Consider the following 15,629-nt stretch of genomic DNA (forward strand, 5'->3'; position numbering starts at 1 on the left):
CACACGGTGGACGTGCAGAAGAAGCTCGACGAGATCGTCGCGGTGGTCTCCAGCGCCCGGTCCATGCCCATGTCGGCGTCGTGCGTGGTCAACCGCGCCGAACTGCTCTCGATGCTCGAAGGGGTGCGCCGGGCGCTGCCCGACTCCCTGGCCGAGGCCCAGGAGCTGATCGGCGACCGGGAGCAGATGGTCGAGCGGGCCCGCCAGGAGGCCGAGCGGATCATCGAGAGCGCGCACGCCCAGCGCGGCTCGCTGATCTCCGACACCGAGGTCGCCCGCCGCTCCCAGGCCGAGGCCGACCGGATCCTCGCCGAGGCCCGCCAGGAGGCCGAGGAGATCCGCGCCGAGGCCGACGACTACGTCGACTCCAAGCTCGCCAACTTCGAGGTCGTCCTCACCAAGACGCTCGGCTCGGTCGGCCGCGGCCGCGAGAAGCTGCTCGGCACCGGCCCCGGCCTCGACGAGAACGGCTACGAGGACGAGGACGCCCCCGAGCGCAGCCACGACCCGCAGACCCTGCGCCGCGACGCCGACGCGTACGTGGACGCCAAGCTGGGCGCCTTCGAGGCCGTGCTCGCCAAGACCCTGGAGGCCGTCGGCAAGGGCCGCCAGAAACTGCACGGCCGGATCGCCACCGACGACCTCGGCGCCCTCGCCGACGACACCACCACCGTCCAGCACACCAGCGACGCGGACTACCTGGCCGACCTCGCAGCCCTCGCCGACACCCCGGCCCCGGCGCCCGCGATCCCGGCCCAGCAGCAGTCCGAGCCGGCCTACGCGCAAGCGCAGGACCCGTACGGCTACCAGCAGCCCGACCAGTACGGCTACCAGCAGACGTACGCCCAGCAGGACGCGTACGGCTACCAGCAGGCCGACCCGTACGCCGCCTACCCGCAGGCGCAGGGCTACGACCAGCAGGCCGCCTACGACCAAGGGCAGAGCGGGCAGGGATACGCGCAGCCGGGCGCCCTGGACGAGACCAGCCTCTTCGACACCAGCATGATCAGCGCGGAGCAGCTCCGCGCCTACGAACAGGGACGCGGCGGTCACTGAGCGCAGGGCGCACGCGCCCCGGGGCGCCCTCGGGCGGACCGGATTGGGCCGAGAGCGGAAGGTCCAGTATCCTGGCTGTTCGGTCGCGCGTACGCTCCCGCTGTTTCGTAGACGTCCGCGATCAGCGCTGCCCGGGAACACCGGAGGGCAGCGTCCCCCGAGCTTCGAAGACCGAAAGCAGGAATGGCCCTGAACGCCCGCCTCGACCACCGCAACCCCCTCGTGTTCGACACGCACGAGCTGGGTCGGCGGCCTGGTGCGCTGCAGCGCCTGACCCGCACGGTCGACGCCCCCAAGGACTTCGGTATCCGCGGGGTCATCGGAGTGCCGGAAGGCGCCCCGGTGGAGCTCGAACTCCGCCTGGAGTCGGTCATGGAAGGGGTGCTCGTCACGGGCACCGCCCGTGCCCGGGCCGAGGGGGAGTGCGTAAGGTGTCTGGAGCCGGTCGAGCTGGAGCTCGAAGCGGACTTCCAGGAACTGTTCTCGTACCCTGACGCCGACGACCGGGGCCGTGTGATCGCGGAACCGGGCGACGACGCCGAGGACGACGAGGACCGGTTCTTCCTCGAGGACGGCCTGTTCGACCTCGAACCTCTGCTGCGCGATGCGGTGGTGCTCGCACTGCCGATGCAGCCGGTGTGCCAGGAAGACTGTCCGGGCCTGTGCGCCGAGTGCGGTGCGCGGCTCGCGGACGACCCGGACCACCACCACGACGCCGTCGACATCCGTTGGGCGGCACTGCAGGGACTCGCCGACTCACTCACGAGCGGCGACAAGGACGAGACGAGCGGCGCCGAAGCGGGCGTCGACGAGAAGCAGGAGAAGTAGCCGTGGCTGTTCCGAAGCGGAAGATGTCGCGCAGCAACACGCGCCACCGCCGGTCGCAGTGGAAGGCTGCGGTCCCCACCCTGGTCGCGTGCGAGCGCTGCCACGAGCCCAAGCAGCAGCACATCGCGTGCCCGTCGTGCGGCACCTACAACAAGCGCCAGGTCCTCGAGGTCTGAGCGGCTGGTGAGAGGTCTGATTGATGTCTGACGCCAAGGCGGACCCACACGCCAGGAAGAAGGCGGACAACACGGCCTCGTCCCACACGCTTCTGGAAGGGCGGCTCGGCTACAAGGTCGAGTCCGCCCTTCTGGTGCGTGCGCTGACCCACCGCTCCTACGCGTACGAGAACGGCGGTCTGCCGACGAACGAGCGCCTGGAGTTCCTCGGGGACTCCGTGCTCGGCCTCGTCGTCACCGACACGCTGTACCGCACCCACCCCGACCTGCCCGAAGGCCAGCTGGCCAAGCTGCGGGCCGCGGTGGTCAACTCGCGTGCGCTGGCGGAGGTGGGCCGCGGGCTCGACCTCGGCTCCTTCATCCGGCTCGGCCGGGGCGAGGAGGGCACGGGTGGCCGGGACAAGGCGTCCATCCTCGCCGACACCCTCGAAGCGGTGATCGGCGCGGTCTATCTCGACCAGGGGCTGGAATCGGCGGCGGAGCTGGTGCACCGCCTGTTCGACCCGCTGATCGAGAAGTCCTCGAATCTCGGTGCCGGCCTGGACTGGAAGACCAGCCTCCAGGAGCTGACCGCGACCGAGGGGCTCGGTGTGCCCGAGTACCTGGTCACGGAGACCGGCCCGGACCACGAGAAGACCTTTACTGCTGCCGCCCGCGTCGGAGGCGTCTCGTACGGCACCGGCACCGGCCGCAGCAAGAAGGAGGCGGAGCAGCAGGCCGCGGAGTCGGCCTGGCGCTCCATCCGCGCCGCCGCGGACGAACGTGCGAAGGCGGCGGCCGAGGCGGGTGCTCCCGACGGGAGCACGGAAACCGCAGCCACGGCCCCGGCCAGCGACACGGCCACGGCCTGATTCCTTCACCACGGACCCGCCCCGGCACCTGTGCCGGGGCGGGTCCGTTTCATGGCACGACCGTGCGGGAGGGTCCTGGAACGCCGGAAGACGCCCCGAGACGTCCGATCCCCCGCGCCGCGGCGATGCTCCGCCGGGCGGGCGGTGCGGACCGCGTCGCCCGCATCGCGCGCCGTGCAGCGCAGGCCCCCGCGTTCCCGGTCGGCACCGGCCGCCGACGCACGTCGTTCCGCCGCTCCGGACGGGGCCTCACCCGTTCCCGGCCAAGAGGTACGCTGCGGACGTCGCCCCCTGTTCACCCCTCCGGAGGAGTCCGTGCCCGAGTTGCCCGAGGTCGAAGTCGTGCGGCGCGGGCTGGAGCGTTGGGTGGCCCACCGGACGGTCGCCGACGCCGAGGTGCTGCACCCGCGGGCCGTCCGCCGCCACCCGGCGGGCGGGGACGACTTCGCGCACCGCCTGAAGGGGCAGCGCATCGGCACCCCCAGCCGTCGCGGGAAATACCTCTGGATCCCCGTGGAGACGACCGGCACCGCGATCCTCGCCCACCTGGGCATGAGCGGTCAGCTCCTCGTCCAGCCGCGCCAGGAGCCGGACGAGAAGCACCTCAGGATCCGGGTCCGCTTCGACGACGCCCTCGGCACCGAGCTGCGCTTCGTCGACCAGCGCACCTTCGGCGGCCTCTCGCTGCACGACACAGGCCCCGACGGACTGCCCGACGTCATCGCCCACATCGCCCGCGACCCGCTCGACCCGCTCTTCGACGACGAGGCCTTCCACCAGGCCCTGCGGCGCAAGCGCACCACCATCAAACGGGCCCTGCTCGACCAGTCGCTGATCAGCGGAGTCGGCAACATCTACGCGGACGAGGCGCTGTGGCGCTCCCGCATCCACTACGAGCGCCCGACGGCCGGTTTCACGCGCCCCCGTACCGCGGAACTCCTCGGTCACATCAGGGACGTGATGAACGCGGCGCTCGCCGTCGGAGGCACCAGCTTCGACAGCCTCTACGTCAACGTCAACGGCGAGTCGGGCTACTTCGACCGGTCGCTGGACGCGTACGGCCGCGAGGGCGAGCCCTGCCGGCGCTGCACGACACCCCTGCACCGCCGCGCCTGGATGAACCGCTCCAGCTACTTCTGCCCGAGGTGTCAGCGCGCGCCGCGCGTCTCGTCGTAACGCTCGCGGGCCGCCAGTACGTCGTCCATGCGGCCCTCCACGCAGTGGATGAGGGCCAGCAGGCGCTCGGCGACCTCGCGGCCGAGAGGGGTCAGCTCGTAGTCCACCCGGGGCGGATTGGTCGGCTGGGCCTCACGGTGCACCAGGCCGTCGCGCTCCAGCGCGTGCAGGGTCTGGGACAGCATCTTCTCGCTCACGCCGTCGACCCGGCGGCGCAGCTCGTTGAAGCGCATCGAGCCCTCGTACAGCGCGCCGAGCGTGAGCCCGCCCCAGCGGCCCGTGACGTGCTCCAGCGTCCCGCGCGAGGGGCATGCCTTGGCGAACACGTTGTACGCGAGGTCCTGGTCCTCCGCGCGCTCCTGAATGCCGTTCATGGTCCAAGCGTACGCGAGTGCAGCGCTAACCACCAGGTTGCACTTTCCAGAAGTTAGTGCTTTCCTTTTGTCGCCGTCGGTGAGCTGCGTCTCCTTCCGTAGCTGCCGTTTCATTGACCTCTGAGGAGAGCGAACCGTGACCACCCCTGTTGTCTCCATCGCCTACCACTCCGGCTACGGCCACACCGCCGTCCTCGCCGAGGCCGTCCGGGACGGCGCCGTGGACGGCGGCGCCCAGGTGCATCTGATCAACGTCGACGGGATCACCGACGAGCAGTGGGCGACCCTCGACGCCTCGGACGCGATCGTCTTCGGCTCGCCCACCTACATGGGCACCGCGTCCGGCGCCTTCCACGTCTTCGCCGAGGCCTCCTCCAAGCGCTGGTTCGGGCAGGACTGGAAGGACAAGCTGGCCGCCGGGTTCACCAACTCCGGGTCCAAGAGCGGCGACAAGCTGCACACCCTGCAGTTCTTCCAGATCCTGGCCGCGCAGCACGGCATGAACTGGGTCAACCTCGGCCTGCACCCCGGCTGGAACGTCAGCACCGGCTCCGAGAACGACCTCAACCGCCTCGGCGTCTTCGCCGGCGCCGCCGCCCAGACCAACAACGACGAGGGCCCCGAGGCCGTCCACAAGGCCGACATCGCCACGGCCCGGCACCTCGGCCGCCGCGTCGCGGAGACGGCCCGCGTCTTCACGCTCGGCCGCGCTGCCGCCTGAGCCACCCGCCGCACACGACCGTGCCCCCGCCCCGGGCATCCCGGGCGGGGGCACGCACGTACGACGGCTTCGGCGCAGGAGTGCGTCAGTAGCCGAAGAAGTGAAGGGCCGGGTCTCTGACCTGCGGCCGTGCGAACGATCAACGCTGCGACCTGCGACTTAGCGTCGGTGGTTGTCAGCGTTGGTCGTCGTTGAGCGCCCCCGCACCGCCCAGGGACGGCCCGAGCGGGGGGTGTTGCGCGTGACCTCGATGCGCACTACGGGCAGGTAGGCCCCTGAGGCTTTCCCCCCTGGTTTACGGGATGTTGGCGGCTCCAGGCGGTTAGCTTTGACGGCCATGGTTGCTGTACCTCTGTGCTGTACTGCAATGTCTCCGGAGGCAATGATGTCAGCGTGGAGACCGCCAATCTAATCTTGAACTACATCAAGGCCTTAGTCTGGCCGGCTGTCGCGCTGTTTGTCGTGTGGCGGTATCAGAGTCACATCGGTGCCTTGATCCCACGTATAAAGAGCCTCTCGACGCCTGCGGGAAGTGTCGAGTTCACCGAGGCCCGAGCCTTGTTGGATCAAGCTACAGCCGCAGCCAACGTGACCGTCCGGGCTAGTACACGGCGTGGCGCGCTGCGGCGCTTGGAGCATGCAGCTGAGGTTCTGGAGGGCGGGAAGATCCTTTGGGTCGATGATCACCCGGAGCAGAACACTGCGCTGATCGAACTTTTCCGCACCACCGGCATGGAAGTAGATACCGCCCTGTCGACGGACGAGGCCCTCATGGATCTACGCCGGCACTCGTACGACATCATCTTGAGTGACATCGGGCGCGCCGGAGATCCCCAGGCCGGGATCACCCTCCTGGACGAGTTGGATCAACTTGGCATCGATACCCCGGCAGTGCTCTACACGGCTTGGTTCGACGACACAACCGGCACCCCGCGCCGAGCCTTTGCAGTCACCGAGGTTCCAGACGAGGTAGTTCACTACGTGATCGATCTGATGGAGAGGGCTAGGCTCAGCTGAAGGTTCCTCTGGCCTGGGCAGTATCGCACTCAGCCCTAGTTTGGAAGATCGCGTATGCGGACGCTGCCTGACCTGGTGAAACGCCGACCTGCTCGTTCTCGGGGTGCTTGCTGCGACTCCCCGTGATCCCCCCTGCGTCCCTCGGTATCGGGCACGCAGGGGGCGCGGTGGTTGGTCGGTCAGCTTCGCTACAGCAAGAGGGTCGCGAGTCCGTCTGCGGCTGCACGCGATCCCGTATCTGGGCACGCGGCCGTTGGCGTCGTTCACCCCGTCGCGCCTTCGGCTCTGGCTGCGGACGCTGGAGGATCGTGGGCTTTCCGCCGGGTACCGGCGTGGCATCTTCGCCCACGTCTCCACGGTCTTCACCGCTGCTGTCGAGGACCGGATCATCCGTTCCAACCCGTGCAGCGCTCGGTCCGTGCGGGCGCCGCGCCTGGAGCCTCGCAAGGTCAAGCCGTGGGCTGCCGACCGCTGGATCGGACCCGCTTCAACGACCGTGTATGGCGGCCGGCACTTCGGGCCGCGCACGTCGAGACCGAGCGGGACAACGGCATGCACGCGCTGCGGCACTTCTACGCCTCGGTGCTGCTGGATGCGGGCGAGAGCATCAAAGCTCTGAGTGAGTACCTGGGCTATCACGACCCCGGCTTCACGCTGCGCACGTACACGCACCTGATGCCGTCGAGCGGGACCCGGACCCAGGCCCGCCGTGGATCGCGTGTTCGCGGACGAGGAACCAACCGCTGACGGCCCGGACACGGCCCAGGAGGGTGCTTAGGTCTCTGACCTGCGGCTATCTCAATAGCCGAAGTCCTGAGTCCACCAGGGGCCGCCGGACCCGAAGTGCACTCCGACGCCCAGCGTCGTGAAGTCGCAGTTCAGTATGTTCGCCCGGTGGCCGGGGCTGTTCATCCAGGCGTCCATCACGTCCTGCGGGGTCGCCTGGCCGCGGGCTATGTTCTCGCCGCCCAGGTCCGTTATGCCGAGCACGGCCGCCCGCTGCCACGGGTCCTTGCCGTCCGGGTCGGTGTGGTCGAAGAAGTTCCGCGCGGCCATGTCCTCGCTGAACGCCTCCGCCAGCTTGCGCAGGGGGCCGTTCGGGGTCACCGGGGAGCAGCCCACCTTGGCCCGCTCCTGGTTGACCAGCTTGATCACCTCGGCCTCGGCGGCGCCCTCCGAGGTCACCTTCTGTGACGGGATCGTCACGGGCGGCGTCGCGGGCTGCTGCGACGGCGGCGCGGCGGGCGGCGTCGTCGCCGTCGCCGTGGGGGACGGCGACCGCGGAGGCTGGGTCGTCGGCGCCGAGGAGGACGCCGGGGGAGTGGAGTGGGCCGCGGGCGCGGCCGGCGTGGGCGAGCGGTCGGCGTCACGGCTGGTGGAGGTGGACCCCCGGTCGTCCGCGGTGCCGCTCGTGCCGCCCTGCTGGGTGGCGAAGCCCGACGGGGTGGTGCCGCCGGCCTGCACATCGCCGGAGTCACCGCTCACCGAGAAGTGGTTGCCGCCCGGCAGCACCCCGGCGGCGACCGCCACGGTGCCCAGCGCGACGGCGGCGGAGACGCCCAGCAGGCCCGTGCGCACCGGCGTCGGGGCCTTCTTCCTGCGGTGCGAGCGGGTCGCGCGCCGCTCGGCCTCCAGAACCGCGGCGAAGCCGTAGAGGTTCTCCGGACCGTAGCGCTCCGGGGTCGTCTCGTACTTCTGTGTGACCCTCGTGTCGCGTTCCCCCGTGGCGGCGCGTCCGGCGGCGGAGCGTCGGTGGCGTCCCATTGCTGGCCTTCCTGGTCTTGCGGTCGGCGCAACTCACACGATCGTGTGAGTTTAACGTGAGAGTTATGGGTGGGGACGGTACCGCATGGCGCCGGAGGAGGATGTGCCGGGAGAGACATTGGCCGGTTAGCGTGCACCCATGAACGACGACGCACGGCTGGTCGCGTGGGTGCGCGGGCGGGTCCAGGGGGTGGGTTTCCGCTGGTTCACCCGGGCCAAGGCGCTGGAGATCGGCGACCTGAGTGGCTTTGCTCTCAATCTGGACGACGGACGGGTCCAGGTGGTCGCCGAGGGACCCCGTAAGGGCTGCGAGCGCCTGCTGGAGTGGCTCCGGGGTGACGACACACCCGGGCGTGTGGACGGAGTCACTGAGATTTGGGACACGCCCCGCGGAGGCTACGACGGCTTCGCGATCCGCTGAGCCGGGGACCGAAGCACCCCCGCCGGAAGCGGCGGGATGTGCCGACGGCATCTGCCCCGGGTGGAAAGGTGCTGGTGGTTGCCAAGAACCGCTTGCCGTGGCAGGCTCCGCGGGGAAGGATGATCGCCACGCCCGCAGGGCCCCGCAGGAGCCGCAGCGCCGCCCGTTCCGGGCCGCGCGCCCCGGGGTTGCCCGCCACCGCAGGGCGTGATCGTGTTGACCGTCAAACTTTTTGGTGAGACGCTGAAAGCCCCGCGCACCTTAGCTGTTTGGCATGGAAGAACGGCGTAGAACTCACCATGCCAAGCACCGCGGGTGCGAATCCCTCACGACCCACACCGCATCGGTCGGTCACTCAGTGTGGAGGACCATCCATCATGGCAAAGGCGCTTCTCGGTTACGTCGGCGGCTCCGACCCGCGACTCCTCGCCGAGATGCGACGGCTTCAGCAGCGCGTCCAGGAACTCGAAGCCGAGCTCGTACGGATCCAGGCGGAGAACGACGCGCTGTCGACGGCTGCCGCACACGAAAGGCTCATGGAGAGCGTCGACGCACACCAGGCGGAGCCTGCGCTCACCTGATCACTGCATCACGCCACGGCACCAGCAGTGGTCGGGCTGCCCGTACCCACCGCTGAAGTTGTCAGAGTTGCAAGGGACGCCTCGGCGTCCCTTCTTTCTTGCCCCCGCGACCTTGTCGCCCCCGCGCACCCCTTCGCTGTCTTTAACGGATGGTGTGCCCTGCGCGTTCAGCGGTGAAACCGCGGGTTCATGGAGTGAGACAGGGCCGGGCGGTAGAGTCCACCGGCGTGCACCTCAAGGCCCTGACCCTCCGCGGCTTCAAGTCGTTCGCCTCGGCGACCACGCTCCGGTTCGAACCCGGCATCACGTGCGTCGTCGGCCCGAACGGCTCGGGCAAGTCCAACGTCGTGGACGCGCTGAGCTGGGTGATGGGCGAGCAGGGCGCCAAGTCGCTGCGCGGCGGCAAGATGGAGGACGTCATCTTCGCCGGCACCACCGGCCGCCCGCCGCTCGGCCGCGCCGAGGTGTCGCTCACCATCGACAACTCCGACGGTGCCCTCCCGATCGAGTACTCCGAGGTCACCATCACGCGGATCATGTTCCGCAACGGCGGCAGCGAGTACCAGATCAACGGCGACACCTGCCGCCTGCTGGACATCCAGGAACTCCTGTCCGACTCCGGCATCGGCCGTGAGATGCACGTGATCGTCGGGCAGGGCCAGCTCGACTCCGTGCTGCACGCCGACCCCATGGGCCGCCGCGCCTTCATCGAGGAGGCCGCGGGCGTCCTCAAGCACCGCAAGCGCAAGGAGAAGGCGCTCAGGAAGCTGGACGCCATGCAGGCGAACCTCGCCCGTGTCCAGGACCTCACCGACGAGCTGCGCCGCCAGCTCAAACCGCTGGGCCGGCAGGCGGCGGTGGCCCGCCGGGCGGCCGTGATCCAGGCGGACCTGCGCGACGCCCGCCTGCGCCTGCTGGCCGACGACCTCGTACGGTTCCGGGAGGCCCTCAAGGCCGAGATCGCCGACGAGGCGGCGCTGAAGGAACGCAAGGAGGCCGCCGAGGCCGAACTGAAGCGGGCACTGCAGCGTGAGGCGCTCCTGGAGGACGAGGTACGGCAGCTGACGCCGCGTCTGCAGCGGGCCCAGCAGACCTGGTACGAGCTGTCGCAGCTCGCGGAGCGGGTGCGCGGCACCGTCTCGCTGGCCGACGCCCGGGTCAAGAGCGCCACCTCCCAGCCCCCGGAGGAGCGGCGCGGACGCGACCCCGAGGACATGGAGCGCGAGGCCGCCCGCATCCGCGAGCAGGAGGCCGAGCTGGAGGCGGCCCTGGAGGCCGCCGAGCGCGCGCTGGAGGACACGGTCGCGCACCGGGCCGAGCTGGAGCGCGAACTGGCGCTCGAGGAACGGCGCCTGAAGGACGTGGCGCGCGCCATCGCGGACCGGCGTGAAGGGCTGGCCCGACTGAACGGGCAGGTGGGCGCCGCACGTTCCCGCGCGGCCGCAGCCCAGGCCGAGATCGACCGGCTGGCCGCCGCGCGCGACGAGGCACAGCAGCGCGCCGTCGCCGCCCAGGAGGAGTACGAGTCCCTGAAGGCCGAGGTCGACGGCCTGGACGCGGGCGACGCCGACCTCGCGGAGCGGCACGAGAGGGCCAAGGCCGCGCTGGCCGAGGCGGAGGCCGCCCTGACCGCCGCACGCGAGGCGGCCACGGCGGCCGAACGAGGGCGCGCCGCCACCCAGGCCCGGCACGAGGCCCTGGCCATGGGCCTGCGCCGCAAGGACGGCACCGGCGCCCTGCTGAACGCGAAGGACAGCCTGGCGGGCCTGCTCGGCCCGGCCGCGGAACTGCTGACGGTGACCCCGGGCCACGAGGCCGCCCTCGCGGCGGCCTTCGGCGCGGCGGCCGACGCCCTCGCGGTCACCGACCCGGCGTCGGCGGCCGACGCCCTTCGCCTGCTGCGCAAGCAGGACGGGGGACGGGCGGCGCTGCTGGTGGCGGGGGCTCCCGAGGAATCGGAGGGCGAACAGGGCAGCGGTGGCGCCGAGCGGCACCCCTTCGCCGCCGAGCTGGTCAGCGGCCCCGCCGACCTCATGCCCGCCGTACGCCGGCTGCTGCGCGGCATCGTCGTCGTGGGCACCCTCGAGGACGCGGAGGAGCTGGTCGCGGCGCGGCCCGAGCTGACCGCCGTGACCGCCGAGGGCGATCTCCTCGGGGCGCACTTCGCCCACGGAGGGTCCGCCGGGGCGCCGAGCCTGCTCGAGGTGCAGGCTTCCGTCGACGAAGCCGCCGCCGAGCTGGAGGAACTCGCCGTGCGGTGCGAGGAGCTGGCCGAGGCGCAGCGGCTCGCGGGGGAGCGGCGCAAGGAATGCGCGGCGCTCGTCGAGGAGCTGGGGGAGCGGCGGCGGGCGGCCGAGCGCGAGAAGTCCCAGGTCGCCCAGCAGCTCGGCCGGCTGGCCGGGCAGGCGCGGGGGGCCGCCGGCGAGGCCGAGCGCAGTGTCGCGGCCGCGGCGCGGGCACAGGAGGCGCTCGACAAGGCGCTGCAGGAGGTCGAGGAACTCGCCGAGCGGCTCGCCGTCGCCGAGGAGATGCCGGTCGAGGAGGAGCCCGACACCTCCGTGCGCGACCGGCTCGCCGCCGACGGCGCCAACGCGCGGCAGACCGAGATGGAGGCCCGTCTCCAGGTACGCACCCACGAGGAACGCGTCAAGGGCCTGGCCGGACGCGCCGACTCGCTGGACCGTGCCGCCCGCGCCGAACGGGAGGCACGCGCGCGTGCCGAGCAGCGGCGGGCCCGGCTGCGCCACGAGGCGGCCGTCGCCGAGGCCGTCGCCGGTGGCGCCCGGCAGCTCCTCGCCCATGTCGAGGTCTCCCTGCGCCGGGCGGAGGCCGAGCGCGCCGCCGCCGAGGCGGTCAAGGCACGGCGCGAGGAGGAGCTGGCGGCGGCCCGCACGCACGGCCGCGACCTCAAGGCCGAGCTCGACAAGCTCACCGACTCCGTCCACCGTGGCGAGGTGCTCGGCGCTGAGAAGCGACTGCGCATAGAGCAGCTCGAGACCAGGGCGCTGGAGGAGCTGGGTGTGGATCCGGCGGTCCTGGTCGCCGAGTACGGCCCCGACCAGCTCGTGCCGCCTTCCCCGCCGGCCGAGGGCGAGGAGCTGCCCGAAGATCCGGAGCACCCGCGCAACCAGCCCCGCCCGTTCGTGCGCGCCGAGCAGGAGAAGCGGCTCAAGGCCGCCGAACGTGCCTACCAGCAGCTCGGCAAGGTCAATCCGCTCGCCCTGGAGGAGTTCGCCGCGCTGGAGGAGCGCCACAAGTTCCTCAGCGAGCAGCTCGACGACCTGAAGAAGACCCGCGCCGACCTTCTTCAGGTGGTGAAGGAGGTCGACGAGCGCGTCGAGCAGGTGTTCACGGAGGCCTACCGCGACACCGCCCGCGAGTTCGAGGGCGTCTTCAGCCGGCTGTTCCCCGGCGGCGAGGGCCGGCTGGTCCTCACCGACCCGGACAACATGCTGACCACCGGCGTGGACGTCGAGGCGCGGCCCCCGGGCAAGAAGGTCAAGCGGCTCTCCCTGCTCTCCGGCGGCGAGCGGTCGCTGACCGCCGTCGCGATGCTGGTGTCGATCTTCAAGGCCCGGCCCAGCCCGTTCTACGTGATGGACGAGGTCGAGGCGGCGCTGGACGACACCAACCTGCAGCGGCTGATCCGCATCATGCAGGAGCTGCAGGAGACCTCGCAGCTCATCGTGATCACGCACCAGAAGCGGACGATGGAGGTCGCCGACGCGCTGTACGGCGTGTCCATGCAGGGCGACGGTGTGTCGAAAGTCATCTCGCAGCGGCTCCGCTAGACGACGGCCGCGTACACCAGTTGCCACCTGCACCTTTTCACGTCTTCAACACTTGAATACAACGCTTCGGTCACATGCCTGGAAGCTCACAGAGACGCCCTATTGACTTCGAAACTTGAAGGCATAGTCTCTGCAACGTTGCTTTTACCTTCAGATATGAGTGGCGTCGTCAACGAGTGCTTCCCGGGTACTTGGGACGCCAGCCATACCCGCAAGGGCTCACCACACCCCCGGCAGCGTTGCCGGTGGCCCGAGGAGTACACGTGACCAGCACAGCGCAGGCATCCAGGACAGGAGCCGGGACGGCTCACCCCGATCATCTCGGGCACGTCATCTTCATCGCGGCGGCCGCCGCGATGGGCGGCTTCCTCTTCGGCTACGACAGCTCCGTGATCAACGGCGCCGTCGAGGCCATCCGGGACCGCTACGACATCGGCTCCGCAGCGCTGGCCCAGGTCATCGCCGTCGCCCTGATCGGCTGCGCCGTCGGCGCCGCCACCGCCGGCCGCATAGCGGACCGCATCGGCCGCATCCGCTGCATGCAGATCGCGGCGGTCCTCTTCACCGTCAGCGCGGTCGGCTCCGCGCTCCCCTTCGCCCTGTGGGACCTCGCCCTGTGGCGCATCATCGGCGGCTTCGCCATCGGCATGGCCTCCGTGATCGGCCCCGCCTACATCGCCGAGGTCGCCCCGCCCGCCTACCGCGGCCGGCTCGGCTCCTTCCAGCAGGCCGCGATCGTCGTCGGCATCGCCATCTCGCAGCTCGTCAACTGGGGGCTGCTCAACGCCGCCGACGGCAACCAGCGCGGCAAGCTGATGGGCCTGGAGGCCTGGCAGGTCATGCTCGGCGTCATGGTCATCCCGGCCGTCCTGTACGGCCTGCTCTCCTTCGCCATCCCCGAGTCCCCCCGCTTCCTGCTCTCCGTCGGCAAGCGTGAGCGCGCCCGGGAGATCCTCGCCGAGGTCGAGGGCGGGAACGCCGACCTGGACGGCCGCATCGCCGAGATCGAGCACGCGATGCGGCGCGAGGAGAAGTCCAGCTTCCGCGACCTGCTCGGCGGCGGCTTCTTCTTCAAGCCGATCGTCTGGATCGGCATCGGCCTGTCCGTCTTCCAGCAGTTCGTCGGCATCAACGTCGCCTTCTACTACTCCTCGACGCTGTGGCAGTCGGTCGGCATCGACCCGGCCGACTCGTTCTTCTACTCCTTCACCACCTCGATCATCAACATCGTCGGCACCGTGATCGCGATGATCTTCGTGGACCGCATCGGCCGCAAGCCGCTCGCCCTGATCGGTTCGGTCGGCATGGCCGTCGGTCTCGCACTGGAGGCCTGGGCGTTCTCGTACCACCTGGTCGACGGCAAGCTGCCGAGCACCCAGGGCTGGGTCGCCCTGATCGCCGCCCATGTGTTCGTCCTCTTCTTCGCCCTGTCCTGGGGCGTGGTCGTCTGGGTCATGCTCGGCGAGATGTTCCCGAACCGGATCCGCGCGGCCGCCCTGGGCGTGGCCGCCGCCGCGCAGTGGATCGCCAACTGGGCCATCACCGCGAGCTTCCCGTCGCTGGCCGACTGGAACCTGTCCGGCACCTACGTGATCTACACGGTCTTCGCCGCGCTCTCCATCCCGTTCGTCCTGAAGTTCGTGAAGGAGACGAAGGGCAAGGCGCTGGAGGAGATGGGCTGAGCCTGCCAAAGGCTCCTCGAACTCGAGGAGAAGGGCCAAGTCCCCGCTGCCCCTCTCCTCGGACCCCGTCGCCGCCCGGCTCGGCCACTGCCCGAGCCGGGCGGCTCCGTGCCGCGGGCGAGCCCCGCGGTGAGGCTCAGCTCCCCAGCCGGGGGAGCACCCTCTCGCAGAAGAGCTGCAGACTGCGCCATCCCTCGTCCACCGGCATCCCGCCGGCCAGCGGGTGCAGAACGTGACTGTCCAGGCCCAGGGCCAGGCACTCCTCGGGCGTCACCATCCGGTACACGCCCTCGGCCCGCAGCTCCCCCACCGTCGTGGCCGCCGAAGCGACCGCCGAGCGGACGCCGCCGGACTGCCAGGACGCGTACGTCCGTGCCTCGTGCAGAAAGTGCTTCCCGTACTCGGCCCACGCCCGGTCCGGGTCCTGCACGAGGTGCAGCAGCGGCGTCCTCTCCGCGGGCATCACCGTCCAGCCCTCCCGGCCGTACTCCGCCAGCCGCTCCTTGTAGTAGGCCTCCAGCTCCGGCAGGTGCGCGCTCGGGAAGAACGGCAGGCCCAGCCGGGCGGCGCGGCGGGCGGCCGCCTTCGAGGAGCCGCCGACCAGCAGCAGGGGGTGCGGCTGGGTGTACGGGCGCGGGGTGACCCGTACGGTACGGCCCCGGAACCGGAACTCCTCGCCGGTCCACGCCCTCAGCACCGTCTCCAGCAGTTCGTCCTGGAGCCTCCCGCGCCGCTCGTAATCCACGCCGAAGCAGGCGTACTCCTCGGGCCGGTACCCGATCCCGGCGACGGTCACCAGCCGGCCCCCGCCGACGAGGTCCAGGACGGCGATGTCCTCGGCCAGCCGCAGCGGATCGTGCAACGGCCCGATGATCGCCGAGACGGTGACCGTCAGCCGCCGGGTCGCGCCGAGCACGGCACCGGCGAAGACGAACGGCGAGGGCAGCCAGTTGTTCGCCGCGCCATGGTGCTCCTCCGTCTGCACGGTGGTGATCCCCCGGTCGTCCGCGTACGCGGCCATCTCCAGCGCGGCCCGGTAGCGGGCGCCCAGCGAGGCCGGGGTCGCACCGGGCTCGACGAGGTTGAACCGTACGACCGTGACGGCCATGACAAGGCCCCCTTCACCTTCGCCGGACGCGTGTGCGCGGCGACGTTAGCTGACATGACGTCAGACAACCAGGGGTGTGCGGC

The 15,629-nt window shown here is 70.7% G+C and carries 14 protein-coding genes and 1 pseudogene; 12 read left to right on the forward strand and 3 right to left on the reverse strand.

Annotated features, from left to right (window positions below; translation table 11 throughout):
* Positions 1 to 6: 6 nt before the first annotated feature.
* From ACZ4SW_RS20240 to mutM, 5 genes are all read left to right on the forward strand, one after another.
* On the forward strand, positions 7 to 1,056 hold the full coding sequence (locus tag ACZ4SW_RS20240) for an ATP synthase F0 subunit B (RefSeq protein WP_468245117.1): 1,050 nt from the start codon (positions 7 to 9) through the stop codon (positions 1,054 to 1,056).
* Between the two features lie 183 nt (positions 1,057 to 1,239).
* Positions 1,240 to 1,884 (forward strand): YceD family protein, encoded by a 645-nt coding sequence (locus ACZ4SW_RS20245; protein WP_468245122.1) that lies wholly within the window; start codon positions 1,240 to 1,242, stop codon positions 1,882 to 1,884.
* Positions 1,885 to 1,886: 2 nt separating this feature from the next.
* Positions 1,887 to 2,060, forward strand: a complete 174-nt coding sequence (gene rpmF, locus ACZ4SW_RS20250) for a 50S ribosomal protein L32 (protein ID WP_003951102.1) — start codon at positions 1,887 to 1,889, stop codon at positions 2,058 to 2,060.
* A gap of 23 nt (positions 2,061 to 2,083) precedes the next feature.
* A complete protein-coding gene (gene rnc, locus ACZ4SW_RS20255; RefSeq protein ID WP_468245127.1) occupies positions 2,084 to 2,911 on the forward strand; it encodes a ribonuclease III in 828 nt (275 codons plus the stop codon).
* 315 nt (positions 2,912 to 3,226) lie between these two features.
* Positions 3,227 to 4,087, forward strand: coding sequence for a bifunctional DNA-formamidopyrimidine glycosylase/DNA-(apurinic or apyrimidinic site) lyase (mutM, locus tag ACZ4SW_RS20260; RefSeq protein WP_468245130.1), 861 nt, complete (start codon positions 3,227 to 3,229; stop codon positions 4,085 to 4,087).
* On the opposite strand, the gene ACZ4SW_RS20265 is transcribed toward mutM, so the two are convergent.
* A complete protein-coding gene (locus tag ACZ4SW_RS20265) occupies positions 4,060 to 4,461 on the reverse strand; it encodes a winged helix-turn-helix transcriptional regulator (protein WP_468245134.1) in 402 nt (133 codons plus the stop codon). The genes mutM and ACZ4SW_RS20265 overlap by 28 nt on opposite strands.
* 136 nt (positions 4,462 to 4,597) lie before the next feature.
* Here ACZ4SW_RS20265 and ACZ4SW_RS20270 point away from each other — a divergent pair, with 136 nt between their 5' ends.
* From ACZ4SW_RS20270 to ACZ4SW_RS20280, 3 genes and pseudogenes are all read left to right on the forward strand, one after another.
* Positions 4,598 to 5,182 (forward strand): flavodoxin family protein, encoded by a 585-nt coding sequence (locus tag ACZ4SW_RS20270; protein WP_468245139.1) that lies wholly within the window; start codon positions 4,598 to 4,600, stop codon positions 5,180 to 5,182.
* Positions 5,183 to 5,575: 393 nt separating this feature from the next.
* Positions 5,576 to 6,199 carry a response regulator gene (locus ACZ4SW_RS20275; protein ID WP_468245145.1) on the forward strand — a complete coding sequence of 208 codons (624 nt, stop codon included), beginning with the start codon at positions 5,576 to 5,578 and terminating at the stop codon, positions 6,197 to 6,199.
* A 477-nt stretch (positions 6,200 to 6,676) separates the two neighbouring features.
* A pseudogene (locus ACZ4SW_RS20280) lies at positions 6,677 to 6,977 on the forward strand (tyrosine-type recombinase/integrase); the annotation flags it as partial.
* Positions 6,978 to 6,997: 20 nt separating this feature from the next.
* On the opposite strand, the gene ACZ4SW_RS20285 reads toward ACZ4SW_RS20280, so the two are convergent.
* On the reverse strand, positions 6,998 to 7,963 hold the full coding sequence (locus ACZ4SW_RS20285; protein ID WP_468245150.1) for a CAP domain-containing protein: 966 nt from the start codon (positions 7,961 to 7,963) through the stop codon (positions 6,998 to 7,000).
* Positions 7,964 to 8,102: 139 nt separating this feature from the next.
* Between ACZ4SW_RS20285 and ACZ4SW_RS20290 the strand changes: the two genes are divergently transcribed.
* The 4 genes from ACZ4SW_RS20290 to ACZ4SW_RS20305 all read left to right on the forward strand — a co-directional run bounded on the left by ACZ4SW_RS20290 (position 8,103) and on the right by ACZ4SW_RS20305 (position 14,438).
* Complete coding sequence (locus tag ACZ4SW_RS20290) at positions 8,103 to 8,384, forward strand: acylphosphatase (protein ID WP_263232273.1); 282 nt, start codon at positions 8,103 to 8,105, stop codon at positions 8,382 to 8,384.
* Between the two features lie 377 nt (positions 8,385 to 8,761).
* Positions 8,762 to 8,965, forward strand: a complete 204-nt coding sequence (locus ACZ4SW_RS20295) for a hypothetical protein (RefSeq protein WP_388998250.1) — start codon at positions 8,762 to 8,764, stop codon at positions 8,963 to 8,965.
* A gap of 227 nt (positions 8,966 to 9,192) precedes the next feature.
* Positions 9,193 to 12,756 (forward strand): chromosome segregation protein SMC, encoded by a 3,564-nt coding sequence (smc, locus tag ACZ4SW_RS20300; protein WP_468245157.1) that lies wholly within the window; start codon positions 9,193 to 9,195, stop codon positions 12,754 to 12,756.
* Between the two features lie 263 nt (positions 12,757 to 13,019).
* The gene (locus ACZ4SW_RS20305) at positions 13,020 to 14,438 is read left to right on the forward strand and encodes a sugar porter family MFS transporter (RefSeq protein ID WP_468245161.1); all 1,419 of its coding nucleotides are present in this window, start codon (positions 13,020 to 13,022) and stop codon (positions 14,436 to 14,438) included.
* 136 nt (positions 14,439 to 14,574) lie between these two features.
* Here ACZ4SW_RS20305 and ACZ4SW_RS20310 read toward each other — a convergent pair whose 3' ends face one another.
* Positions 14,575 to 15,546, reverse strand: coding sequence for an LLM class flavin-dependent oxidoreductase (locus ACZ4SW_RS20310; protein WP_468245167.1), 972 nt, complete (start codon positions 15,544 to 15,546; stop codon positions 14,575 to 14,577).
* Positions 15,547 to 15,629: the final 83 nt, after the last annotated feature.

It is taken from the genome of Streptomyces sp. NPDC028331 (assembly GCF_055565775.1).